Genomic DNA, 24,292 nt, shown 5'->3' with positions numbered 1-24,292 from the left:
GCTGGCCCAAAGTTCCCGTTCAGGCCAATATAGGGACGCGGGGGGGCGAAATCGATAGGGTTTTAGAGAGCCAGACGAGATTCCAGGCTGCTGGAAGCCGTAGATCTGCGGCTCACGAGGGAGACAGTTCCGCCGCGTTGGCATGCAGACGCCCAAAGAGGGGAAGGTAAGTCGCAGCGAGCGCCGCTCGCGCTTCGCGAGCTGCTTCCTCTGGTTTTCCGAGAGCCGCATACGCGCGCGCTCTGTAATAGCAGCCGCGGCCATCGTCACGATCGGCGCCCGACGATTCGATATCAGACCGGGCGTGCTCGCTTTTTCCCAGCTGTACTCTCGCCCATGCGCGAGCCGCGTAGGCCCTCGATCGCGCGTGCGCCAGACTGTACGGAATGCCGCGGCCCTCCATGACCTGCTCGTGCTTGTCTGTCGCGCTGTTTTCGGCAAACCCAAGTGCTACCGTCAGCATTTGATCCGCCATTTCGGTTTGTCCGAGCTCGAGCAATATCTCGGCTTGGGTGACCAGGGGCTCGAAGCCACCATCTTCGAAACCGAGACACATCGCGATGGACTGGCGAGCTTGATCGAGCCGACCCGCCTGGAATTCCAGAAGTGCCCGGCAAGCGAGCAATTCGGGAGCGAGCGGAAAATAATCGCTCGACGCATTGATGGCCTCGATCGCGGCGTCCGGCTCGCCGGACGTGAAGGCTTCCTGCGCCATGTTGCCGAGGTGCTCGCACCGTTCGCCCACGCGCCTTAGAACCTCGGTTCGAACATAGGCCAGGAATTCGTGACTCGCCCCTTCTCGGGCCGCCAGGTCAAGCCAGTGCGAGGCGCCCGGCATGTCGTTGTCTTCCATCGCCAGCTTGGCCAATTCGGTGTAAGCTGGGACAAAGCCTCGATCGCGCGCGATCACCTCACGCAGGCAATATGAAGCGGGCCCGCTCGCCTCCGGACGGAGGAGGCGCAGAGCGAGCCAGGTTTCGCCTTCATGTTGATACGAGATGGCTGATCTTCCATTCTCCTTGGCATACGCTTGCCATACGCTGATGGACGACAGCAATGCCCGCTGGGCCTCCGCTCGCCGTTCGGCTTGGAAAAGTTGCGCTCCGTTCTGGTAATAAATGGTCCCTTTGATCAGAGTTTGCACGAGCGCGTCGCGCGGCGCCGCTTTCTGAATTTTCAGCAGGAACTTCCCGGCGGTCTCGCCGTCGTCGGTCTCCGCACCAAGCATCGCCTGCTTCCAGGCAAGCTCGAGGCACCGTCGTACGGTGGCCGTATCGCGGCGACCGCGGCCGAACCAGCGCCATTTGGGAGTCGTCTGTTTCCACAGCGCTTGGGCATATTGCAGCTGAAGTCGACGGAGTCGCGGAGAGCTGCTTTTGGCGGCGTCCGGAAGAACATTGAGTATGGCCTCCGGCGAGGCCGATTGCTCAAGCCGCTCACCAATCCAGATCATCGCCGGATCGGCGAGCGGCAATTTTGAAGACAGCGCCGTACAGGTCAGTCTTTCTGCGAGCGCCGCCGATTCCGAAAGTTGAGCGGCGCGAACCACAACCGCGGCCAGTACCGGATCGGTTGACGCCAGACGTTCGAATGAACCGAGTAGCTGCTCGTCCGTCAGCCTGTCTGCGCAGCTGAAATGTTGCTCCTCGGCTGTCGGAACAATCGCGATGTTCGCCAGAGCAGCGGCGCTTGACGGATGGTCGATCCACCAGCTCGGTGGAAGCACGATGGTGAGACTTCTGTGTTGGCGCTCGGCCATCACGCCGTCCTTGCCAAAGAGAACGCTGGATGCCTGGCCATCCCGAAGCGGCATGGTTACGCGCGCGCGGCGAAAGACGTTCGCGGGGTGGATCAGATCGCGGATTTCGATTGTGGCTTCAGCGGCGCACCCCTTGAGCAATTGGTCGGAAACGTCCTCGGAAAAGGCCAGTTCGACCAGCAGCGTCGCCTCCAGGTCGAATGACCAGCTGCAGGATGCCTGAGCCTTGACCGGGAAGCTGGAAGGCAATGAGATCGGCTGTTGGCGCCGGACCAGCGTCATGGCAGCATTCATGTCCTGCCTAAGTCCCGGATCCGAGGCAACAGCCGCGGCCAGCACGCTCAGTCTGTCGGGCGCGAAAGGATGATGGCGCTCCTGCACATTCGCACCATCGTCGTAATCCGAGAGAAATGCGAACAGGAGCGCGATGGCGCGCATGTCGAACCCCTCGACGTCGGCAAGGACCTCCGCCGCCTTTACGTCGGCGCGAACCTCGTCTTCGCGCATCCGCTCGGTCGAGGCCGATACATCCAAGATGTGGCCAAGCACGATATGGGAGGCTTCATGTGCAACCACGAGAAGGATGGCAGACCACAGGATGCGCTCGAACAGCAGGAGCTTGTGCGCGAGAGGCTCGACGCCAAAGTCCGCACCTCCTTCAAAATAGCCTCGCTTGAACTCGGCAATGTCGTCCATCGCCTTTGCCATGTAACCCGAGGCCGATTTTAACCCTGCGACGGATGTCGTGGCTCCCGTCGAGGAAAGCGCCTTCATGGTCGCCATCAATGCATCGAAATCTGAGCCGACCGCCTCGGTCTTTGGCAGCAAATGTGCCCGGAATAGACCGAGCGCCGCATCGGCGAATTTGCGCGCCGAGATGAGCTGCGGCAGGGGCACCGTGGGACCGAAGCCAGCGTGCTGGGAAACATAGTTCGAGATCAGATAGTCGGTGAACATACGGCAGTCATCGAACAGCAATCGCAGGAAACCGAGACCCATCATGATCCCGTGGGCATCGCTGACGTCGGCGGCAACGCTGTGCTCGGGCTCAAGCGTCAAAACCAGCTCGCGCTGCAGCCGGTTGGCCACGCGCGACAGGGCACGCCTGGCCGTTGCGAAAAGGTAGCGGTCGACAGCTGGCTGATCGCCTCGCGTACTGGCGATCGCAAGCGTCCAAAGCCGCTCGAACTGCTCTGGCGGGCAAACGGCTGCTTCGGCTGCGCCGGTTTGAGCTGACATCCTGCGGCTAGAGGGTTGACGTGAGTGCGGCGACGACGTCGGGACTGGTCAAATATCGTGCGACGCTGTGTGGATCTTCACTGCCGTTGTCGACGTCGCCGATATTTTCGATGCCGTTCCCGAACGTCGTCGGAGTGAGCGCCCGGCCAACCGTGACGGCGTCATTCGGGTCGATCGCATTGACCCAGCGCTTGATGCGGAAGCATCGGCCAAACGGCGGCCCGATCGCAAGCTTGACTGCCTGGACGGCGAGGGGCGAACCTAATGTGAGGTAGAACGGGACGTCTGCACCAGGTTCGCCGCGCAGCAGTCTGAACGTGACGACGGTTCCCAGCGAGTGAGCTATCACGATGCAAGGGTCGCCGGAGAGATGGGGGCGAACGATCCGGTCAATATCGCGCGTTGCGCCTTGCCGGTTCAGGTAGGTAAAGGCCTGCGGGATGAGCCGCAACACCGCCTTTCCCCTTAATGGTGAGATCGTCTCCAATGCGCGCAGCAACGCCAGGAGGCGGCGGTCGTGCGGCAATCCTTGCTCGACCGGCGCGGTGGTATCCTCCATCGCCCTGATCTCGGATTCGCTAATGCCGGCGGCCGGGAGGAACTCCTCGAGCGCGCGCTTGTAAAATCTGGCTTCGTCGCTGTCTGCATCACCCGCGGCTTGTGCGATGGGGCTGGCGCCTCGGCCGCGCTTTTCCGTCCATTCATGCAGAACCTGGCCGTAGAACGGCGCGGCGATGTCGGCGCTGCGCATCCTTGAAAAAATGGCTGGATCCATGTGCGGCTTGATGGCCGCCAGCCATCCGTCGATAATTCCTTCGCTGGAATTGTTCTGATTGTTGATGCCATGCACCAGGACAATGCGCATCAAATCTCTCCTTGAAGGATCAGCCGTTGAAATTCATCGCCGATGTCCGGCACGAATGTCGTGAAGGTGCTGGGAGCCAGGTGCCGGGCGAAACGATAGAGCTTGCGGAAATCCGGACGAAAGTCGTCCTCCAGCAAGGCCCAGCCCTGCCGAAGCCAGGGAAAGCCGCCGGCCACGGACACATCGATGGCGGGTGTCGCTTCGAAGGTATATCCGTGTGCTGCTTCCGTTGGCGATCGCGGCGTGCGTTTAGCTACGGCAGGAACGTGGGCCGACCATCCTGATGCGGATCGCGTAATGGGGATTCGGGCAAGCAAAACCGCATCAAACGGTGCCGGCTGTCCTCTTTCGCCGTAGAAATAGAGCAGCCGGCGTATCTCATCGATCTCGCTGCCGCGCGCATAGAGATATGACGCCAGCGCGCCATAGACGGGGTCTCTGTGCTTCATCTCACGCAGCTTGGCGGCCACGTCGTAGGGCTGGCCGAGCAGTTGTCCGGTCGCAGTTCTTGCCACGGCGCGCGCCGCACTTGCGCTTTCCTCGCGCGTATATGAAGAGCCCAGGATAAAACTCTCGATGCCCAGTTCATCCTGAGCAAGCAGTCCCATCAGATCTCTATAAACCGCGCCGGCGGCCCAGCGGCCGTTTTCCAGCCTCAGTGCAAACGAGGCTGCTCCCACGTTCAAATTGATGGACAGACCCCAGGGGGTTCGGGTGACCTGACCAAACCGGAGGCAGATCGCGACATCCTCGATACGTCCGTTCGCCAATCGGAGCCCGGTGCCTGGCTGCGGCTCTTCGCTCATGAGCTTGGCCGCAAACGCTGACGTTGCGCGCTCCGTCCGCTCCGCCTTGATCCTGTCAGGCGACAAACCGAACTGCCTGACCGCTTGCCGCGGCACCGCGACGGCCGGCGGAACGTTTCCCTGACATTGCCTGGGGACGCTCCATATATTGTCCGGCGTCGATCGCCATGATCCCCGAAGGTCTGGAACCTGACGCCGATCGTATTGGCTGGCAAGGAGCGGCAGCTCGCGTTCGATTACCGTCATCAGTTGATCGTTCCGAACGACGCCACCGCGAGCTGGATCGTTCTCCGTCACATCGGCCGGGATCCCCAGCAGTGCATCGGTCAGCACTCTGGTGAAGAAGCAATAGGCCTCGTTCTCCGAAAGTGGCGTTGCGAAAGATGGCTGGGCGGCCTGAGTGCCGTACCAGTCGGCGGTCTGGACGGGCTTCTGGTCGTAGTCCTTGATCGGGACAATCCCGTTGCCTTCCACAAAACGTGCTGCCGAGCTGGGCAAGGAGCGGCACGCGTCGCTGATAATGGCGAGCTGACCAATTCCATAGGTCGCCAACCGGTCGCGCATCTTGATGTAGTTGACGGCCTCGGTTGCTTCTGTGCGCCAGTTGTTGAGCAACCAATATTCTTCGGCGCCGCCGCGGATCAGGCCGTGTCCGACGAAGGCAACGATCACGCGCTCCTGGCCGCCATCGCCGAGCTTTTCAACCAGGACGTCGCGCAATGTCGCGGCCGTCACCGGGTTGTCGGGGGCGCTGTCGGTGACCAACGCGGTGTCGTAGCCCTGCGACCTGGCCCATGCGGCAAGCCGGACCGCCGAGGGTATGGCTCCGGGAAGCCGCGAGAGCTCGTCTGGTTTCGAAACGGCAATACCAATGAAAATTCGTGAAACCATTGGATAGGCAATCTCCGCCGCACAATATTCGGCATCCAACTATACAACCAAACCGGGAGCTGTACATTGGAGATGACCGGGCGGCAGGCGCGCGGTGCGCGAGCGCTGGCGGCGAGCCTGATCGCCCGCCGGCAGGTCCTGTCGAAGTCTTGCGCTGTCGAAGTCTTGCGCTGTCGAAGTCTTGGGCTGTCGAAGTCTTGGGCTGTCGAAGTCTTGCGCGATATTTCGCGTGCCGTGACAGCCGGTTAATTCGGGCTCTGCGGGCCGCGCCATTCCAGCGCGAGGTCGTCCTGGCTCAGGGTGTCGCGCGGCGCCTCGCTCGATGCGGCATCGCCTTCGCCGGCCAGCGCGATCGAGCCGGTGTGATCGGGCGCCTTCTTGCTGTCGGTCTTGTCGGTCTTCTCGAGCTGCTCTTTCTTGTCGTTGATCATCTGATAGATCTTCTTCGCGCCGTCCTGGGCGCGCTGGCCGATGATGGTCGCGGCCTGGCCGCCGACCTCGCAGGCCGCCGGCTGGCGCTTGCAGAACTGGGTCATGTCGGAGACGGCCGCGGTCGCAGCCTGAACCGCGTCGGCGGCGCCGATTTGCGGCAGCTTCTCCGATTCGGGCGTTTTGTCCCGCGGCAGGAGCACCAGCACCAGCCCGAGCCAGAATGTGATGCGGAGCAGAAAGCGCATCTTGTCGACCTGTACGTTAGATCCCGCCGCGGCGATCTCCGCGAGGCGTTGGACCTAGCAACTCTCGATAAATCGCAAGTGATTGCCTTCCGCTTAATTCGCGGAAAATTTACGCAAAAATCTTCGCATCCTCAGATCTCGTAAATTTTCCATTGATACCGCGCCTCCGTGGTGTTCCGGGCCGCGCATCCACCAATTCGAAACCATGCCGGGGAAGGTGAAACCCTGTGTTCACCATCCTCGCTGAAGACGTCGTCAAATCGTCTAAAAAGCCCCGCGATGACACGGTGTCCGGCTGCACGCCTTACCGCCTTAGCACTCGTTTAAGGTCGCTCTGACAGGTTGGCTCAACGATAAGGAGGCGTTCCGGCGCGTCTTCTCCGACGAGCAAGCCGAAGCGCGAGACCCGTGACAGTTTTGAGTATCATCCGCGATTGTCTCGATGCGCTGCTGCATCCCTCCGCGCGTTACGATGCGCTGACGCGAGCACGCCATCGTGCCTTCATGGCGCCGCGGCTGCTGGGCAGCCTCGCGGCGTTTGCCGCATTCCCCGTCTATCTCGCCATGCGTGGCGCGCCGAGCGCGGTCGAGGTCGCGGCCTTTGCGTGGCTGATCGCGCCGATCATGTTGTCGTGGTTCCTGTCGCGCACCGGACGCTATGAAGGCGCGCATGTGCTGTCGTCGCTGGCGCTCGCGGGCCTGATCATGGCGGTTGCGGTCACGACCGGCGGCATCGAATCATTCGCCGCGGTCTGGCTGGTCGTGGTTCCCCTCGAAGCCGCACTGTCGGCCTCGCGCCGCGTCGCGGCCTTCGCCTCTCTGCTCGCGCTCTCCTGCGTCGGGATGCTGATTCTTGTCGGCCAGCTCGGCTGGCTGCCGCTCGACGAGCCGAGCGCTGCGGAGCGCGGCGTGCTGATGGCGTTCGGCGTCGCCTCGGCCACTCTTTATGCTGCGGGCCTTGCCTTCGGCGCGGAGTCGCTCGCGCGCACCAGCGTCGCGCTGCTGTCGCGCGAGGAGGAGCGCTATCGCCTGCTCGCGCGCAACATGAGCGACGTCATTTCCCGGCATCAGCGCAATGGCGCGGTGCAGTTCATCTCGCCGGCCGCCGAGGCCATGCTCGGCATATCAGTGACGCAACTGCACGGCCACGGTCTGTTCGACCGCGTCCATGTCGCCGATCGTCCGGCCTATCTCACGGCGCTCTCCGATGCCGCGCGCGGCGACGTGCGCAGCGTCGAGTTCCGGTTGCGGCGCGAGCCTGCTGGTTCCGAGCGCAGTCAGGTCGATTTCATCTGGGTCGAGATGCGCTGCCGGCCGCTCGATCAGGAGCCGGGGCGCCAGAATCCCTACGGTGATGCCACGCGCGAAGCCGAGGTCGTCGGCGTGATGCGCGATATCACCGATCGCAAGCTTTCCGAGCAGGCGCTCGACCAGGCGCGCAGCGCCGCAGAGGCGGCCGACGCCGCCAAGACGCGCTTCCTCGCCACCATGAGCCACGAGCTGCGCACGCCGCTCAACGCCATCATCGGCTTCTCCGAGATGATCGCGCAGGAGCAGACCCTGATGCTGGGGGCGGCCCAGCGCAAGGAATATGCGGAGCTCATCAACGATTCCGGCCAGCATTTGCTGTCGGTCGTCAACGGCATCCTCGACATGTCGAAGATGGAATCGGGCAATTTCGAGATCGCGTCCGAGCCGTTCGCGCCGCGCGCTTCACTGATGCATTGCTGCAATCTGCTGGCGCTGAAGGCGCGGGAGAACGGCATCGATCTCGTCACCGACGCGCCGCAGGATTTGCCTGTCATGACCGGTGATCCCAGGGCCTTCAAGCAGATCGTGCTCAACCTCGTCGCCAACGCCATCAAGTTCACCGAGCGCGGCGGCCAGGTCGCCGTGACGGCCGCGGTGACGGGCTCGCAGCTCACGCTGCGCATCAGCGACACCGGTGTCGGCATTGCGCCTGATGATCTCAAGCGCATCGGCGCGCCGTTCTTCCAGGCCGGCAAGACCTATCAACGACGTCACGAAGGAACCGGCCTCGGCCTTTCCATCGTGAAGAGTCTGGTGGCATTGCATCTCGGCGAATTGACGGTACAAAGCAGGCTCGGCGAGGGCACTGCCGTCACCGTCAGGCTGCCGCTGGTCTACACGCCGCCGCAAGCCAAACCTGCCGATAGAATGCCGGCTGAGAACAAGATCGCGACCTTGACGCCGGTGCTGCGTCAGGAAACTCTGGAACAACTTCACGACCAACCTGCTCCGGTGAAGAAAAGTGCCTAAGAAGTCTGCCAAGGACGAAGCTGCTCCGCGCCGCCGCGGCGCCAGGGCTGGCGCAAAGGCCGCGGTCATCGATGTCGAGACCGAGCGCAACCTCGTGATGCGTGTGCTGCTGCACAGCCCCAAGGACACGCTGGCCGGCCTCGTCGCCGTCGCCGCGATCACTGCGATCGTTGCGAACGCGCTGTTCCTTCAGACCGGCCGGCATCCGGCGCCGATGTTCGGCACCGTGATCAATCTTCCCGCGCCCTCGTCGGTGCCGCTGTCGAACCCGTTGCCGCGTTCGCGCCCCGTCGGCGCCGATACCTCGCCGCTGGAGCCGAAGGCGACCGAGTTTCGCGTCGAGCCCAAACCTGCCGAGCGAGCTGCCGAAAAGCCCGTCGAGTCGACCGCATCGACGCCGCGCCCGGGTAGTGATCCCATGACCAATCTGGTCAAGCAAACGACGTCGGCGCCGCAAGCCGTTGCGGTTGCCCGTCCGCCGGCGCCGATCCCGGTGCAACAGAACCCGGCCGCGCGGCGCATCGCCGGCGTGCAGCGCGCGCTGTCCGAGTACGGCTACGGCAATCTGAAGATCACGGGCGCGATCGGTGCCGAGACCCAGTCCGCCATCCAGAAATTCGAGCGCGAGCACAAGATGCCCGTCACGGGCCAGGTTTCCGACCGCCTGCTGCGCGAGCTCGCTGCCGCGATCGGCCATCCCGTCGAATAATCGTCACGCCTGCACGTATCCATAATCCCAAGCTCTCGCGGCCCCTTGCGTGACGGAGGGGATCACGATTGACTTGCCATTATTTTGTAGTTACAAAATAACCTTGTGAAAATCGTTTGGGACGAGCCGAAGCGCCGAGCCAATCTCGACAAGCACGGGATGGATTTCGCTGATCTCAACGAGAAGTTCTTCGATAATGCTTTGGTCTTGGCCACATATCGCAACCGCTGGCGTGCGATAGGCATCAATATTCGCGGCGTCGTCTCGGTCATCTTTGCAACTCGCGGAACCGAGGGCGTCAGCATTATCAGCATGCGCCCTGCCAGCAAGAAGGAAAGGGAGCTCTATGAAGAGAGCCGCCGCTAAGAAGGGGTACACCGCGCGCGACGTGCGTGCGGTGAGTGATAATCCGGAATGGACCAAGGATGACTTCGCGAGGGCCAAGACTTTCGATGAGGTCTTCCCGGGCCTGCGGAAGGGCCGCGGTCCCAATAAGGCCCCCACGAAGCGTCAAGTGACCTTGCGCCTGAGCCCTGTCGTGGTCGACTATTTCAAGGCTGAGGGCCCGGGTTGGCAGAGCCGGATTGATGAAGCGCTGGTCAAGGTGGTGAAGCGCAAGCGCAGTTCTACCGCGGGTTAGTCGATGCGTTTGAAATCCAACATATGGGTCGCAGCCTATCTGCGCCGGTGCCAGACCGAGGGCGTGTTCGGCGCGGTGCGCCGTCGCGGCGCCGAGGAGGCGGGCGCGGTGTTCGTGAAGGTGGCGCTGCTCGACGGCAATGCGCTGCTCTACGTGCCGGCGCCGCAGACCTCTTATGACGACGGCCGTCCGGTCGATCGCTTCTTCGTGCCGGCTGGGCCGCTGCCGATGCCGGAGCCTGCCGTGGAGGAACGCCTGACCAAGGAGCTTCGTTTCGATCCCGACGCCTGGATCGTCGAGACCGAGGACCGCGCCGGGCGGCATTTTCTCGAACTGGCGAAGATTTAGCGATCCGATGATCCGCCGGTGCCGGTCCGCACCCCCGGCGCGGAGCCGGGCTGTACGCCCGGCCGCGTCTGGCTTGCGCCCGCGCGCGCGCGCTGGCGCTCGCTGTCATGCAGCGACGACTGGTATTTGGCACGGGTGACGGCGAGCGTCGAGCCGCGCCAGGCCGCCAGCAACACCAGCGCGGAACGATCGCTGATGCGATCATAGAGCCGCGACAGGCGGTACACGTTGTTCACGGAGTTGCCGATCTCCGGCTTGAAGAACAACAGGATGCGCTGGAAGTTCGGGCTCGGCATGTCGAGCGCGCGCGCGGCGACCGCGAGCGCTTCGCCGCCGGCATCGTCGACGATCTGGGCTGCGACGCGCGAGAGCAGGATCAGGCTGTCGCCGAGCTCATAGGTGAAATTCTCGATATCGCCCGCGATCGCCGCCATCTCCAGGATCTGGATCGCGCGCTTGGCGCGCACGGTCGGAATCCGCGGCGCGGCCTTCAGCGGCGTCTGCGCCAGATTGTGCAGGATCATCGCGCGCTGGGACGCATCGGCGCGAAAGAACATGTCGTGGATCTCGGCGGCGTCCTTCGGCTGCATCGCCATGTTCGAGGCCATGCGCAGTTCGGCGTCGGTCGGTGTGCGGGCCGGGGAGGGGGCTGCTGGAGGAGAGGGGATTTCGCGCGCGAGCGGGACCCTGCGGCCTTCCTGGGCCGCGACCAGCCCGAGCTTCTGCAGGACCGGGACGGGTGTCTGCGGATAGACCGCGAGCTTTGCCTTGATGGCCGCTCGCGTCGCATCGTCGACCTGGTCGATCAGCCGCGTCGCAAGCTCGATGAACTGGCGCTGCTCGTCATCGCTATGGACGCGCGTCTGGACATAGAGGTCGGTCAGCACGCGCAGCAGCGTCGGCCGAACGTCGACGCCTTCGCGACGGGACAGGTTCATCAGCCCGTCGAATCCGGGAAACAACGACTTGGTCATGGAAGCGTACGCAACTCGGAAAAGATACTTCGGCCAAGCCTAGCGCAGGTTCCTTTAAAGGCTCGTTAAGGAAAACGAGGCGTGAAGCCGGCCCTGCAATTTAAGGGATTGTCGTGCCGCAACGGGACGGGGCGGCGTTAGCTCCGTGCGGTTACGGTCCAAGGGGCATGTTTACACCCCGTTAACCATGAGCTGATCTTAATGATCCGCATGTTGCAGGGGCGTATTTCATCGCGCGGCAATTGAGAGAGCTGACATGGGGACCATCATCGAATTTCCGGCCGGTCGCCGGGTAGGCTCGTCAGGGGACGTCACACCGCGCCCGGACATGGGAACGATTCTGATCCTCCCGGTCATTCGCATCGAGCGCGAGGCGGACGAAACCAGCGGCGATCGCGGGCCGGAAGCAGGCACAGCGCCGGGGCGCCGTCGTCGTCGCCGCTAGCGTCCGGCTTTTGCAATGCCGGACATCATCCGCCATATCCGGCCTTTCGTATCGGCCATCCTGCTCGCGCTGCTGGCTGCGACGCTGGGGGCCTGTAGCGGCGGCGATTTCGGCCGCACCCGCGAGAGCATGCGCAGCGACGACATGCATCGCTGGCTCGGCACCGAGGTCACTGGCAGCCTCGGCCTCAAACCCTCGCAATTCCAGCTCACCGACGAGGAGCGCCAGATGCGCGACCTCGCTTATCCCCTGATCGAGCCGCCGCTGTCGCGCCCCGCCTGGAAGAGCGTGTTCGGCGACTACAAGGCCTTGCCGTCACCGTGGCGGCAGAAGGTCGTGTTCGACCGCACCATGTACGGGCGTACGCTGATCGACGAGCCGCACCGCTCGCATTCCTCGCGCTATGCGCAGCTGATCGAGGACGTGCGCAACGACACCACGCGCTTCGAGCCGTTCTTCGGCTCGGCGATCCGCGTCATCGACCTCGACAAGAAACGCAACGCCAGCATGGCGCGCGTCTCCGGACTCTCGCCGAAGGAGAAGGAGGATGCGGTCGAGCGCATGCAGGAGAATTCGCTGATCATCCAGTGGGTGCAGCAGTGCCTCGAGCAGCGCGTCTCGTCCTATCGCTGGGCGCTGGAGCGTCTGGTGATCCAGGCGCCCGACGGCATGGCCGCCGACGCCGACCGCCTGATCGGCGAGCTCGCATCCCAGACCGCCAACCCGCCGGTCGCAGCACAGCCGCCTTACGGCCGCGCGGTCGTCTCGAAGGGCTGAAATCGTATCCGGGCTGCGGTCACGCTAACGGGCTATTTTAGCGCAATGAGGTAACGGTCGATTTGGCAAAACCGCCAAATGACCGACGCCTGCGTCAGGGAAGAGCTAAAAATCGCCGAAGTTGAGCCTATCGTGTCAGGCTCGTCGGAGGTTGTCGGCCTTGAACGCTCATTTTCGTCTGCTCCTTGGTATCGCCATTGTTCTTGCGGCAATGCCGGCCGCTCGTGGGCAATCCCCCGTACCTCTGCCCGTTGCCATTGCGGCGGGATCTGACGATCTGGAAAGCCAGGCCCTCAAGCAAGGCGCGTCCCTGATCCCCACCTGCAGATTCGAAGGTGCCCGCTGCGGCTATATCGACCGCGGCGGCAAAACCGTCATCGCACCGCAATTTGATTGGGTCGATCTGTTCGTTGGCGATCGCGCGCTGGTCGGGAGCGCCGGGAAGTATGGTGCGATCGACATGACCGGCCGTTACGCGGTTGCGCCGACTTATGCGTCGATGAGCAGGTTCGATCGCGGCCTCGCGCTAGTCGTCGTCGGAAATCAGTTGGGAGCAATCGACCAGGATGGTCGTACGATTGTGCCGGCGGAACACGGTGCGATCATGCGCATCGCGGAAAATGCCTTTCTGGTCGCGGAGCCGCCCTATGCCAGCCGCCAGCAACCGGATTTGTCGAGGGACTTCGCTCCCTATGCATACGGCAAGCGATGGGGCATCGTCGCTAGCGGCGGGAGCTGGATCGTCCGGCCGACATTCGCGCAAGTGAGTCTGCTCTCAGACGATCTGAGTAGCTTTTTCTGGGCCAGCAGCTCCACAGGCGCACAGGTGCGGTGGCAGCTGACGGGGCGGGATGGAGCGCCCGTCAACAACGAGGTGTTCGACCACGTCCAGAAAATTCTGGCGGGCCAGGACCGCGCAATCGTGCAACGCGGCGGGCGCTGGGGCGCCGTCAACGACAAGGGCGAGATCGTCGTCGATCCGAAATTCGACTGGCTCGGATATTTCCGCGACGGCTGGGCTCCCTATCGGCTCGCAGGACGGGAGGGGCGCATCGACCGGACCGGCGCGATCCTGTCGAGCGCAGTGACCCAACCATCGATTTTCAGCGGCAAGCTCGGCGCCGTCGTCGATGGCAAGTCGCTGTACACCGACCAGGCTGGCACGGAACTGCTCGGCTCCGATCATCCGAAGTGTCCCGACGGCCGCCATCTTCGCTTCGAGCAGGGCCGCTGGACGATCGTGACGGGCGACGGGCGGCCCGCGCCGGACGTGGCGTTCGAATATGTGAGCCTTGCGTGCAGCGGTCCCTCGACCGTGAAGCACGACGGCAAATGGGGTTTCGTCGCCGTCGACGGCAAGCTTCTGGCGGGGCGTTACTTCGATCGCGCCGATGGATTTCACGACGGGATCGCCGTGATCGTTGAGAACGGACAATGGGCCGTGATTGGGGACGACGGATCGCTACTGCTTGGGCCGCTGAAGCTGGCCAGAGCCGCGGCGATCAGCGGTACCGGCGAATACAGCATCGAATTAGAGGAAGGTTTTCGGACGCTCGACAAGGCACTGCTGGCGGAGCTCGTGCGCGATCCCAGTGTCCTGATGCGTCCGCGCCTGCCGTGGTCCGAAGGGCTCGCGGCACAGCTCGACGACAAGACCGGCAAATGGGGGTTCATCGATGCGACGAAAAGTTTCGTCATCGCGCCGCAATTCGACGCAGTGGGTCCATTCCGGCACGGCTCTGCCTGGGCTGCATTCCCCGACCGTCGCGAATGGTGCTCGATCGACAAGACGGGAAACGTCACGTCCGGTGTCCCCTGTGGGTGCGGCCAACCGCTCATCATTATCGAGCGCTACATACCCCCGCCCAACGTCGCATGCTATGACGACGGTATTCGCATCGTTCGCGGCGTCCCAGTGATCCGCGGAACGGCGCGCTAGCAGCTGGCTCGTCAGCGCCTTCGGTCAGCAGATTTGCGCCGGATCTGTTTCGGCTTGCGTCGCTGCTTCTGAAGCTTCCCGACAAAATCCTTCAGTGCGTCCACCAGCGGCGCCGATCCGCGGTAGGCAAGCCCGACCTCGCGCCTGACCTTGACCTCGATCTCGCGCACTGCGACATCGGGATTGCCGCGCGCAATGCCTTCCGGGACGATGGCGATGCCGACGCCGGCGGCGACCAGCGCCATGGCCCAGTCTTCCGATTGCGCGATCGCCGCGGTCTGCCGCGCCTGTGCGTTGCGGCCGAAGAATTCGCTCTGTTCGCAATGGCAGCGATCGATCAAGGGGACTCCGGCGAGATCGGCGGTCCGGAGCTTGTCCTTCAGCGCCAGCGGATGTGACGGCGGCAGGGCCGCAACATAGCGCTCGCTCCACAGCGCGACGAAATGCTCGTCGGCGCGCAGCATGCTTTTCGAGATGATCCGCGCATCGGCGCGCTCGTCGCTGCCGACGAGGCGGAGCGCAACGTCGGTACGCGCCGTGATCGGCTTGAGCAGCGCGATGGTCCGGGGCACGTCGAGCGTGCGCATCAGCCCGAGCGTCAGCGTGGTCTTGGTGCTCGGCTTTTTGAACAGGCTGCGCGCGGCGTCGGTCTCGTCGATGATGCGGCGGGCGAGGGTGTGAAACTGCTCGGCCGAGGCGGTCGGCGCGACGCCCTTCTTGTGCCGGAGGAACAGCGTGGTGCCGAGCTCGGCCTCCAGATGGGTGATCGCGGTCGAGATCGACGGCTGCGACACGAAGCAGGCGCGCGCCGCTGCGGTCAAATTGCGTTCGCGATAGACGGCGGCGAAGTAGCGAAGCTCGCGGATGTCCATAGGATATGCCTAGAGATAATATCAATAGTTGATATTTTAGCTATGGATTGGACGATGGCAAGAATGCCCTGTTCACAACGGGCGAGGCATTTCATGAAAATCCATCATCTCAACACCGGCACGATGTGCCCGATCGGCCGCCGCCTGGTGAACGGCACCGGCGGCCTGTTCCAGCGCGCCCGCATGGTCTGCCATTGCCTGCTGATCGAAACCGGTGACGGGCTTGCCCTGGTCGACACCGGCATCGGGCTTGGCGATATCGCAGCCCCTGAACGGCTCGGGCGGCGGTGGTTGCGGCAGACCGCGCCAAGGCTCGATCCGGCGGAGACGGCGGTCGAGCAGGTGAAGTCGCTCGGCTATTCACCCAAAGACGTGCGCCATGTGCTGCTGACCCATCTCGACCGCGATCACGCCGGCGGCGTATCGGACTTCCCGCATGCCGCGATCCATGTTCATCGCGCCGAATACGACATGGCGGTGCAGCGCAAGCCGGCGCCGCCGGAGGGGCGCTATGTCACCGGGCAGTGGAGCCATGGACCGAGCTGGACATTCTACGATGAGCCGGGCGAGGACTGGTTCGGCTTCAAGGGCGTGCGCGCGCTCGGCGACAAGGAAGCGGACATCCTGATGATCCCGCTCGCCGGCCACACCCTCGGCCATTGCGGCATCGCGGTGCGATCAGGCGATACATGGCTGCTGCATGCCGGCGACAGCTATTTCCATCACGGCCAGCTCGACGCATCGCCGCGCATGCCGCTGGTGCTCGGCTATTTCCAGCGCAAGGCCGACATGGACCGTAAGCAGCGGATCGCCAACCAGGCGCGGCTGCGCGCGCTGAAGCTCAACCACGGCGATCGTGTGAGGATCGTCAACAGCCACGATCCCGCCGATTACGCGCGCTGTCGCTGCAGCTTGCATTGAGCGCGCGCCGCTGGCGCCATCCGGCTAGTGCGGCAGCACATGTGCGATTGCGAACAGCGTTCCCTGGCGTTGTTGCGGATTGCGGAGTTCGCCCGCGAGCTTCAGCCCTGACGCAACATCGCCTTCCCTGGCAGAATTGACCGCGACAGTTCGAAGCAGAGCCGTTCGCGCGAATGTCTCCTGGGAGCTGCTCATCGACGCAAGCAGCGCACGGGCGTCGGCAAGACGCCGGTTCGATGCGTCCCAGCTCCCGATAGTTGCAAGAATGGCATCCCGCGTGTCGTCGGGCGGGAGCGACTTTGCCAGGGTGAGGGCGGCCTCATGCTGCTTGGCCTCGAGCAAAGCGGCGACCACCTGCTGATAGCCCTGGCTGCGCATGTAGCGGAGGCTCGCATCCTCGAGCGACGGGCGCATCTCCTGGAGTGCGGCGTTGACGTCGTCTGGTTTGCCGCGAAGTGCCAGCACCCTGATCGATGCGAAACGAACTTGCAGGCCGGCCGCGGCCCCGATAGCATGGCTGCGTGCAGCCTCCAGAGTCCGCATCGCCTGATCGTATGCGCTTTCAGCGAGCTTCGCGTCCCCACGCTTGGCAAAGGCCTGCCCGACCGACGCTTGCAAGTCGGCGATGGTCGCCTCGGCGAGATATCTCTGGTCGGCGATCAGCATCAACGCCTGATCGGTCTTGCCGGCCTCGGCGAGCGCCTTGATCGCCGCGACAACGACGCTGGTGCGAATCTGCGTGAGCGCCGTCAGATCAGGTGGCGGTTGCATGCGGTCGGGCAGGGCCAGAGCGGTTTCGACATCGCCGGCCTTGACGAGGTCCTTGACCAATTCGTTGATCGAAATCGATTGCCGGGTGCTCTTGAGCGAAGCGACGAGATCGATCGCCTGCTGTTTCTGATTGGCGGTGACAAGCCATGGGATGGCGAGCAGCGCATAATAGTGGCCGGTGACCTCCGTGGTCGATTGCGCCAGTCGTTGCGCTTCGGCGATATCGGCGGCATCGGCCCAATCGGGATGGGCCAGCACGCCGCCCGCGATCATCACGTCGATCCGGTCCTTGCCCGTCAGCGGCCCGCCATTGCCGCGAAAAGCTTCTTCAAGGAGACAATCCGGTGTCGGCTTGTTCTGGCAACTGGTCCAGTCGGCCCGTGCCGTTGATCCGAAGCCGAACGCGCAAGCAAAAAGTGCAGCCGCCCAAAAGCAGCCCGGAGCAAGCCTCACGATTCTCCCCCCGTAAAATCGTTGACGTCTCGGCTTTCTGCCATGGATCAACTCGCCGCGACAGGTTGTCTCAGCTTAAGGTAGAAGCTTTAACGTCACTGTTGCGCAATTGCATCGGCGCCGAGAAGGCGCTCCGCGCTCATCCTTGCCAAATGCAAAGCATGTCGTGGCCGCCGGCTTCGTGCCAGACGGTCTCGACACCGAGCGTGGTCTTGCGAATGTCCTAGGAGGACATGCGGCTCTAGGCTTCGTCCACGACGGAATTGCGCAGCACGCCGATGTTCTCGATCTCGACCTCGACCACGTCGCCGGGCTTGAGGAAGACCGGCGGCTTGCGGGTGAAGCCGACGCCGGCCGGCGTGCCGGTGGCGATGACGTCGCCGGGGACGAGGTCGAAAATGGTCGAGCTATATTCGATCAGCCGCGGGATCGAGAAGATCAGCATCGAGGTGTCGGAGGACTGCACCACCGCGCCGTTGACGCGCGTCTCCAGCTTCAGCTTGGTGGGATCGCCGATCTCGTCCGGCGTGACCAGCCACGGTCCGAACGGGCCGGTGCCGACAAAATTCTTGCCGGAGGCGATCTGCTGGGCGTGGCGCTGCCAGTCGCGCACGCTGACGTCGTTGTAGATCGAGTAGCCCGCGACGTGATTCCAGGCGTCGGCCTGGCTGATGTGACGGCCGCCCTTGCCGATGACGACGGCGAGCTCGCCCTCCCAGTCGAAATTGTCCGAGACCTTGGGCCGGATCACCGGCGCATTGTGCGCGACCTGGGAGCGCCAGATCCGCAGGAAGATCGGCGGAAACTCCGTGATCTCGCGCTTCATGCCGAACGCCACCGCCTCGTTGTGGTGGTCGAGATAATTGCGCACGGCGCAGACGATCTTCTCGGGCCGCGGGATCACGGGCAGGTATTTGATGTCGCTGAGCGCGAGCCCTGGCTTGTGCGCGGCGACGATGGCCTCGCGGCGCGCGTAGTCGTCGCTGCCGAGGAAGTCGGCGAGAACAGGGTACTGGGGCAAAGCGCGGCCCAGATCCACCACGCCGTTTTCGACAACGGCGCCCCAGCTTTCCCGATTTCCGGCCAAGAACGACAGCAGCTTCATAGTTTCGCTCCCAAATGGTCATATTTTCGATATTTCATATTATTTTCGAAAATAATGGCGAGCGCAAGCCCGCGCCGAGGTGAAAGCGCGGTTGCGGCCTATTCGGCGTTGAGCAGGTGGCCGGCGTATTTCGCCACGTTGTCGGAGGTCGAGCGGATATGCGCCTCGATCAATTGCACCGCGAGATCGGGATTGCGCGAGATCGCGGCCTGCATGATCGCCTGGTGCTCGCCCGCCTTGTCGCGCGGGCGCGGGCGGAAGGCGGCCGACAGGTGGCGGTAGCGCTCGGCGCGGTCGAACAGGTCGGCGCGGATCGCAAGCAGCGTCGCCGAGCCGCAGGCGGAGACCAGCGCCTGGTGGAACTGGCGATGCGCGATATTCCATTCGGGATCGCGCAACGGATGTCCGGAATCGCGCTGCTCGATCCGCTTCAATCGGTGCAGCGTCGAGATGACGGCGATTTCCCAGTCGTCGTCGCCGCTTTGAATCGCGCGGCGGATCAATTCCACCTCGATCAGCACCCGGGCATCGGTGACCTCCACGAGGTCCTGGCGACTGACCGGTGCCACACGAAATCCGCGCTGCTCCTGGGCGTCGACCAGGCCTTCGGCAGCAAGGGCAGTCAGCGCCTCCCGCAGCGTGGTGAAGCTCGCGCCGAACCGCTCGCGCAGGACGTCGAAGCGCAGCGGCTCGCCCGGGGCAAGGTCGCAGGCGACGATCTCTTCGCGCAGCCGATGGGTGATGTCGGCGGCAATCGTCTTGCCGAATTCCTTGCGGGGGCGAATGGCGCTGTCGGACATAGCTCTGCCAATGAATCGATGCCTCAACATGCCGCGCCAACGACCATCTTGCAATAATTTTCGTAAACGGTATGATTTTCGAAAATATCGTCTAGGGAGCAGGGTGAGATGAGGGCAGTGCTGGTGCGTCAGCCGGGTGGGCCGGATGCACTTGAGGTGGTCGAGCTTCCGGTGCCCGTGCCGGGCGCCGGGCAGCTGCAGATCCGGGCCGAGGCGTTTGGGGTCGGGCAGCCCGACGTGCTGATCCGGCGCGGCGTCTACAAATGGATGCCGCCGCTGCCGGCCAATCCAGGCAATGACGTTGCGGGCCGTATCTCTGCGCTCGGACCCGGGGTCGAGGGCTTTGCGATCGGCCAGAAGGTGCTGCTGAGCGCGCGCGATCTGTCCCAGCGGGGCGGTTGCTACGCGGATTATGTGGTCGCCCCCGCGGATGCCGTGCACGCGCTGCCCGACCATGTCGATCTGCAAGCAGCTGTGTGCCTGTCGAACTACCAGGTGGCCCATGCGCTGCTGCACGAGTGCCGCCACCCGCGCGCGCCCGCAAGCGTGCTGGTGATCGGGGCTGCCGGCGGCGTCGGCACCGCGCTGGTGCAGCTCGCCAAGCTCGCGCAGATGAACGTCATCGGCACGGTCTCGACCGAAGAGAAGGCCGCGTTCGCGAAGGCGAACGGCGCCGATCATGTCGTCTTCTACCGCCGCGAGAACGTGGTGGCGCGGACGCGCGAATTGACCGGCGGCGAGGGCGTCGGCCTTGTGCTCGATCACGTTTGCGGGCCGGAGTTTGCCGGCTATCTCGGCGTGCTCGGCAAATGGGGCACGCTGCTGTCGTACAATGCCTTCGCCGGCCTGCCGGAAGAGAATCTGATGGCGGCGATGCGCGATCACCTCGACATCTGTCCGGCGATACGCTGCTTCTCCTTCCACATCTACGACCACGACCGCGACGGGCGCCGCGCCCTGATGCGCAGCGTCATCGATGCGCTGAGCGGCAATGCGATCAAACCGGCGATCTCGGCGGTCCTGAAGCTCGAAGCGGTCAGGCAGGCCCACACGCTGCTCGAACAGGGCTCCGCGCTCGGCAAGATCATCATGACGCCATGAGGGGATGGACCGCACGATGAGCACACGAGCACCCATGGCACGCTTCACCCGGTTGCGGCACGCGACCTTCACCTCGCCCGATCCCGAGCGGCTGCTCGACTATTACCGCGCCGTGATCGGCCTCGGCCTCGTCGCCCGCGATCGAGATCGCATTTTTCTCGCCAACGATTGCGAGCAGCTCTCGCTCGTGATCGAGCCCGGCGAGGCGGCGCTGAAGAGCATCGCGTTCGAGATATCTCCTGACGTCCAGATCGAGGCGCTGGGCGCTGCGCTGAAGCAGGCGGATCTGCGGCCGGAGCTTCACAGCGATCCCTTGCCCGGTGTCTCCAGGCTGCTGTCGTTCAATGACCCCGAAGGGACGCGCTTCGAGCTGATCCAGGGCTGGACGCCGACACCGGCGCAGGAGCGGATCGGTGGCCTCGCTGTCACCAAGCTCGGCCATGTCGCGCTTCGCACGCCCGATCCGCTCGCGGCTTCGGAGTTCTATGCGAGCGTCATGGGCCTGCGGGTCTCCGACTGGATCGAGGATCGCTTCGTCTTCATGCGCAGCGGCTTCGAGCATCACACGCTGAATTTCGCTCGCGCGCCCGATCGTGGCCTGCATCATTTTGCTTTCGAGCTGCGGGGCGCCGCCCATATCCATCAGGCGTGCGATCATCTCGCGCGGCACAAGCTCCCCGTGCTCTGGGGACCGGTTCGTCATGGCCCGGGACACAACACCGCGATCTACCATCGCAATCCCGACGGTCATCTGGTCGAGCTGTTTTGCGATCTCGACCGCATGGCCGACGAGGCGCTCGGCTATTTCGAGCCGCGTCCCTGGCATCGCGATCGTCCGCAGCGGCCGAAAGTCTGGGTCGGCCTGCCGCGCGACGTCTGGGGCATGCCGCCTTCGCCTGAATGCACCGAGTTCGCGCGGTAACGGCTCGACGACGACTTGAAGGACGCCGCAACGCGTTGCGGCCAACGACATAACAATCAATGGGAGAAGCATCCATGCTCTGGATGAAGCGGCTTGCTGTGGCCATTTTTCTGCTGGGCAATTGTCTCGCAACCACCCCTGTGTCAGCTGACAATTATCCGTCGCGCCCGATCCGTCTGCTGCACGGATTTGCTGCGGGCGGTGCGGCCGACACGCTCTCGCGCATCGTTGCCGACGGCCTCTCGAAAAAGCTCGGGCAACCGATCATCGTCGAGGCCAAGCCGGGTGCCGGCGGCAACATTGCGGCGGATGCCGTCGCGAAGGCGGCGCCCGACGGCTACACGCTTGGTCTCGTCACCGGCGCCCACGCGATTTCTGCGGCGACCTACAAGAACCTCGGCTACCAGCCGGCCGAGAGTTTCGACATGATCTCGACGCTGGTCTATTACGCGCTCGTCATTGCCGTGCGCAGCGACCACCCCGCCAAGTCGCTGGGCGAGCTCATCGCGATGGCCAGGGAGAAACCCGGCGCGCTCAGCTTCGGATCGGTCGGTTTCGGCAGCACGCATCACCTTGCGGGAGAACTTCTGAATGCGACGGCCGGCGTCGAGATCGTGCATGTGCCATATCGCGGCGACTCCCAATCCGTCACGGCGCTTCTCGGCGGCGAGGTTCCGGTCATCGTCGGTACGCCCGTCCTGCTCGCGCCGCAGATCCAGGGCGGTGCGATCCGCGGTCTGGCGGTGACCTCGCCGGCGCGAACCGCATTGTTGCCTGATGTCCCAACAGCTCAGGAAGCCGGCATCAAGGGATACGACGTGCGCACCTGGGCCGGCCTGCTGGCCCCGAAGGGAGCGCCGCCCGCCATCGTGGCGAGGCTCAATTCAGCGACGCTCGAGGTGCTCCGGGATCCCGACCTCAAGCAACGTCTGGAGACTGCGGTCGGCGGCGAGGTCCGCGGCAGCTCGCCGGAGGAGATGAAGAAGCTGATCGAGACCGAGATCAGTAAATGGACCGGCGTGGTGGAGCGCGCCAAGATCCCGAAGATCTGATTCAGGGACGGCCGCAGCGCCGCCTCGGCGTCAGATTGCAAGACGGTACGCGGAGGTCCCTGAATCACTATTTCGAACATTCTAGAAATACAGTTGACAGCCGGAGCCTGGCGCGCGCAGGATGCCGCTCATGAAGATCGACGACGCAGCAGCACGCCTGGAAGCTCTGGGCAACCGGACACGGCTTCAGATCTACCGCACCCTGGTCCGGGCCGGGCACTCCGGCATGCCCGTCGGCCGCTTGCAGGACAAGCTGAAGATTCCGGCCTCGACGCTATCGCATCATATCAAGTCTCTGGTGGCGGTCGGGCTCATCAGCCAGGTCCGGGAATCGACGACGCTGGTCTGTCATGCGAATTACGATCTGATGCGGGGCCTGGTCGATTTCCTGGCGGCGGAGTGCTGTGCGGATGAAGCCGCCTGCAAGGATGCGAAAACGGCGGCCTGATTTTTTTGCGCACTTATTCGAAAATTCTAGAATTACGGGAGGACAAGATGGGTGATGGGAAGACAGTAGCCATCGTCGGGGCGGGCCCCGTCGGCCTCGCTGCGGCCGCGCATGTGCTCGAACGCGGCATGTCGCCAATTGTGCTCGAGGCCGGACCCGAAGCGGGACATGCGATCCGCCAGTGGCAACAGGTCCAGCTGTTCTCGCCCTGGGAGTACAATGTCGACAAGGCCGCCGCGCGCCTGCTCGCGCCGACCGGCTGGAATTCGCCGGACCCCCAATCCTATCCGACCGGCGGCGAATTGCTCGACCGATATTTGACGCCGCTCGCAATGCGAACGCCGTTGCGCGAGACGATCCGCACGTCCAGCCGCGTCACGGCCATCAGCCGCGTCGGCTTCGACAAGGCGAAGACCAAAGGGCGCGAGCAGGCGCCTTTCGAAATCCGCTACCAGAACGGCAAAGGCCCCGAAGTCCTCCGCGCAAATGCCGTGATCGATACGTCAGGCACATGGTTCTCCCCCAATCCGGCCGGAGGCAATGGTCTGCCGGCGATCGGCGAGCATGAATGCGCCGAGCACATCGCCTACGGCATGCCGGATGTGCGGGGGGCCGGTCGTTCCAGATATGCCGGGAAGACCGTCGCGGTGCTCGGTGCCGGTCACTCCGCCGTGGGCACGCTGATCGATCTCGTGCATCTTGCGGGCGAGGTGCCGGGTACAGAGCCCGTCTGGCTCCTGCGCGGCGCCGATCCCGCCAAGGCTTTTGGCGGCGGCCACAACGATAAGCTCGCCGCGCGTGGTGAGCTTGGCGTTACCTTCGCCGCGCTTGTCGCCTCCGGAAAGATCAAGGTGGAGACCGAATTCGGCGTCACGCATCTTTCGGACTCCGAAGGTCGTCTCAAGATCGCCTCGGGCTCCTGTTGTGGTGCGCGACACGTGATCGCGGATGAATTGATCGTATCCACGGGTTTCCGTCCCGACTTCTCGTTCCTGTCCGAGCTACGCCTGCGGCTCGATCCTGCCATCGAGGCGCCGGTCGCTCTCGCGCCGCTGATCGATCCCAACGAACATAGCTGCGGCACGGTCCGCCCGCACGGCGCGCGCGAGCTCGCGCATGACGAGCCGGGTTTCTACCTCGCCGGCATGAAATCGTACGGTCGCGCCCCGACCTTCCTGATGATGACGGGCTATGAGCAGGTTCGCTCGATTGCGGCCGATCTCGCCGGTGACAAGGAGGCGGCGGCGCGGGTTGAGCTTGTGCTGCCGGAGACCGGCGTCTGCACGCGTGGTGGCGTCGAGACTGCCGGGACTGCATCGGGATGTTGCGGCGGCCCGGCGAAGGAGGAGGCGTCAGCCTGCTGTGCTGCCGATGAAGCGGCGAGGAAGGCCGGTAGCGCGGGTTGTGGTTGTTCATGAGCCGCTCATGCCAATCATCGCGCTGTCGTCCTCTCGATGGAGGAACCCATTCGTAAGCTGAGCGGTCGGTTGCTGATTGC

At 63.9% G+C, this 24,292-nt stretch carries 23 protein-coding genes; 14 read left to right on the top strand and 9 right to left on the bottom strand.

Annotated elements, in window-relative coordinates:
* Positions 1-112: 112 nt before the first annotated feature.
* The 4 genes from AC1RR3_RS04960 to AC1RR3_RS04945 all read right to left on the bottom strand — a co-directional run bounded on the left by AC1RR3_RS04960 (position 113) and on the right by AC1RR3_RS04945 (position 6,237).
* Positions 113-2,998, bottom strand: coding sequence for a phage exclusion protein Lit family protein (locus tag AC1RR3_RS04960; RefSeq protein WP_492819960.1), 2,886 nt, complete (start codon positions 2,996-2,998; stop codon positions 113-115).
* 7 nt (positions 2,999-3,005) lie between these two features.
* A complete protein-coding gene (locus AC1RR3_RS04955) occupies positions 3,006-3,863 on the bottom strand; it encodes a hypothetical protein (protein WP_492819958.1) in 858 nt (285 codons plus the stop codon).
* Positions 3,863-5,599 carry a hypothetical protein gene (locus tag AC1RR3_RS04950; RefSeq protein ID WP_492819956.1) on the bottom strand — a complete coding sequence of 579 codons (1,737 nt, stop codon included), beginning with the start codon at positions 5,597-5,599 and terminating at the stop codon, positions 3,863-3,865. Before AC1RR3_RS04950 ends, AC1RR3_RS04955 begins: the two co-directional genes overlap by 1 nt.
* A 206-nt stretch (positions 5,600-5,805) precedes the next feature.
* On the bottom strand, positions 5,806-6,237 hold the full coding sequence (locus tag AC1RR3_RS04945; RefSeq protein WP_492819954.1) for a DUF5330 domain-containing protein: 432 nt from the start codon (positions 6,235-6,237) through the stop codon (positions 5,806-5,808).
* Between the two features lie 408 nt (positions 6,238-6,645).
* On the opposite strand from AC1RR3_RS04945, the gene AC1RR3_RS04940 reads away from it, so the two are divergent.
* From AC1RR3_RS04940 to AC1RR3_RS04920, 5 genes are all read left to right on the top strand, one after another.
* Entirely contained in the window at positions 6,646-8,517 is a 1,872-nt protein-coding gene (locus tag AC1RR3_RS04940) for a PAS domain-containing sensor histidine kinase (protein WP_492819952.1), read from the top strand.
* A complete protein-coding gene (locus AC1RR3_RS04935) occupies positions 8,510-9,226 on the top strand; it encodes a peptidoglycan-binding domain-containing protein (protein WP_492819950.1) in 717 nt (238 codons plus the stop codon). The genes AC1RR3_RS04940 and AC1RR3_RS04935 overlap by 8 nt, the downstream gene beginning before the upstream one ends.
* Positions 9,227-9,331: 105 nt before the next feature.
* Entirely contained in the window at positions 9,332-9,592 is a 261-nt protein-coding gene (locus AC1RR3_RS04930) for a BrnT family toxin (protein ID WP_492819948.1), read from the top strand.
* On the top strand, positions 9,573-9,866 hold the full coding sequence (locus tag AC1RR3_RS04925; protein WP_492819946.1) for a BrnA antitoxin family protein: 294 nt from the start codon (positions 9,573-9,575) through the stop codon (positions 9,864-9,866). The genes AC1RR3_RS04930 and AC1RR3_RS04925 overlap by 20 nt, the downstream gene beginning before the upstream one ends.
* A gap of 3 nt (positions 9,867-9,869) precedes the next feature.
* Positions 9,870-10,214, top strand: coding sequence for a DUF1491 family protein (locus AC1RR3_RS04920; protein ID WP_492819944.1), 345 nt, complete (start codon positions 9,870-9,872; stop codon positions 10,212-10,214).
* Here the strand turns inward: AC1RR3_RS04920 and AC1RR3_RS04915 are convergent.
* On the bottom strand, positions 10,211-11,188 hold the full coding sequence (locus AC1RR3_RS04915) for a DUF2336 domain-containing protein (protein ID WP_492819942.1): 978 nt from the start codon (positions 11,186-11,188) through the stop codon (positions 10,211-10,213). The genes AC1RR3_RS04920 and AC1RR3_RS04915 overlap by 4 nt on opposite strands.
* Before the next feature lie 256 nt (positions 11,189-11,444).
* Between AC1RR3_RS04915 and AC1RR3_RS04910 the strand changes: the two genes are divergently transcribed.
* From AC1RR3_RS04910 to AC1RR3_RS04900, 3 genes are all read left to right on the top strand, one after another.
* A complete protein-coding gene (locus tag AC1RR3_RS04910; protein ID WP_492819940.1) occupies positions 11,445-11,633 on the top strand; it encodes a hypothetical protein in 189 nt (62 codons plus the stop codon).
* Positions 11,634-11,648: 15 nt separating this feature from the next.
* Entirely contained in the window at positions 11,649-12,410 is a 762-nt protein-coding gene (locus tag AC1RR3_RS04905; RefSeq protein ID WP_492819938.1) for a hypothetical protein, read from the top strand.
* Between the two features lie 160 nt (positions 12,411-12,570).
* Positions 12,571-14,349, top strand: a complete 1,779-nt coding sequence (locus AC1RR3_RS04900; RefSeq protein ID WP_492819936.1) for a WG repeat-containing protein — start codon at positions 12,571-12,573, stop codon at positions 14,347-14,349.
* Between the two features lie 11 nt (positions 14,350-14,360).
* On the opposite strand, the gene AC1RR3_RS04895 is transcribed toward AC1RR3_RS04900, so the two are convergent.
* Entirely contained in the window at positions 14,361-15,221 is an 861-nt protein-coding gene (locus AC1RR3_RS04895; protein WP_492819934.1) for a LysR family transcriptional regulator, read from the bottom strand.
* 93 nt (positions 15,222-15,314) lie between these two features.
* Between AC1RR3_RS04895 and AC1RR3_RS04890 the strand changes: the two genes are divergently transcribed.
* A complete protein-coding gene (locus tag AC1RR3_RS04890) occupies positions 15,315-16,142 on the top strand; it encodes an MBL fold metallo-hydrolase (protein WP_492819932.1) in 828 nt (275 codons plus the stop codon).
* 24 nt (positions 16,143-16,166) lie between these two features.
* Here the strand turns inward: AC1RR3_RS04890 and AC1RR3_RS04885 are convergent, their stop codons facing one another.
* From AC1RR3_RS04885 to AC1RR3_RS04875, 3 genes are all read right to left on the bottom strand, one after another.
* Positions 16,167-17,366, bottom strand: coding sequence for a hypothetical protein (locus tag AC1RR3_RS04885; protein WP_492819930.1), 1,200 nt, complete (start codon positions 17,364-17,366; stop codon positions 16,167-16,169).
* Positions 17,367-17,607: 241 nt separating this feature from the next.
* Positions 17,608-18,471 carry a fumarylacetoacetate hydrolase family protein gene (locus AC1RR3_RS04880; RefSeq protein ID WP_492819928.1) on the bottom strand — a complete coding sequence of 288 codons (864 nt, stop codon included), beginning with the start codon at positions 18,469-18,471 and terminating at the stop codon, positions 17,608-17,610.
* A 98-nt stretch (positions 18,472-18,569) separates the two neighbouring features.
* The gene (locus AC1RR3_RS04875) at positions 18,570-19,271 is read right to left on the bottom strand and encodes a GntR family transcriptional regulator (RefSeq protein ID WP_492819926.1); all 702 of its coding nucleotides are present in this window, start codon (positions 19,269-19,271) and stop codon (positions 18,570-18,572) included.
* 108 nt (positions 19,272-19,379) lie between these two features.
* Here AC1RR3_RS04875 and AC1RR3_RS04870 point away from each other — a divergent pair, with 108 nt between their 5' ends.
* From AC1RR3_RS04870 to AC1RR3_RS04850, 5 genes are all read left to right on the top strand, one after another.
* Complete coding sequence (locus tag AC1RR3_RS04870; protein WP_492819924.1) at positions 19,380-20,372, top strand: zinc-dependent alcohol dehydrogenase family protein; 993 nt, start codon at positions 19,380-19,382, stop codon at positions 20,370-20,372.
* A 34-nt stretch (positions 20,373-20,406) separates the two neighbouring features.
* A complete protein-coding gene (locus AC1RR3_RS04865) occupies positions 20,407-21,294 on the top strand; it encodes a VOC family protein (protein WP_492819922.1) in 888 nt (295 codons plus the stop codon).
* Positions 21,295-21,368: 74 nt separating this feature from the next.
* Positions 21,369-22,346 carry a tripartite tricarboxylate transporter substrate binding protein gene (locus AC1RR3_RS04860; protein WP_492819920.1) on the top strand — a complete coding sequence of 326 codons (978 nt, stop codon included), beginning with the start codon at positions 21,369-21,371 and terminating at the stop codon, positions 22,344-22,346.
* A gap of 130 nt (positions 22,347-22,476) precedes the next feature.
* Positions 22,477-22,794, top strand: coding sequence for an ArsR/SmtB family transcription factor (locus tag AC1RR3_RS04855; protein WP_492819918.1), 318 nt, complete (start codon positions 22,477-22,479; stop codon positions 22,792-22,794).
* A gap of 47 nt (positions 22,795-22,841) precedes the next feature.
* Positions 22,842-24,212, top strand: a complete 1,371-nt coding sequence (locus tag AC1RR3_RS04850; RefSeq protein WP_492819916.1) for an NAD(P)-binding domain-containing protein — start codon at positions 22,842-22,844, stop codon at positions 24,210-24,212.
* Positions 24,213-24,292: the final 80 nt, after the last annotated feature.

The sequence above is a fragment of the Bradyrhizobium sp. GW821-FHT13H05 genome, assembly GCF_058804065.1.
The sequence above is the reverse complement of the archived record's forward strand: the minus strand, read 5'-3'. Positions and strand labels throughout refer to the sequence as shown.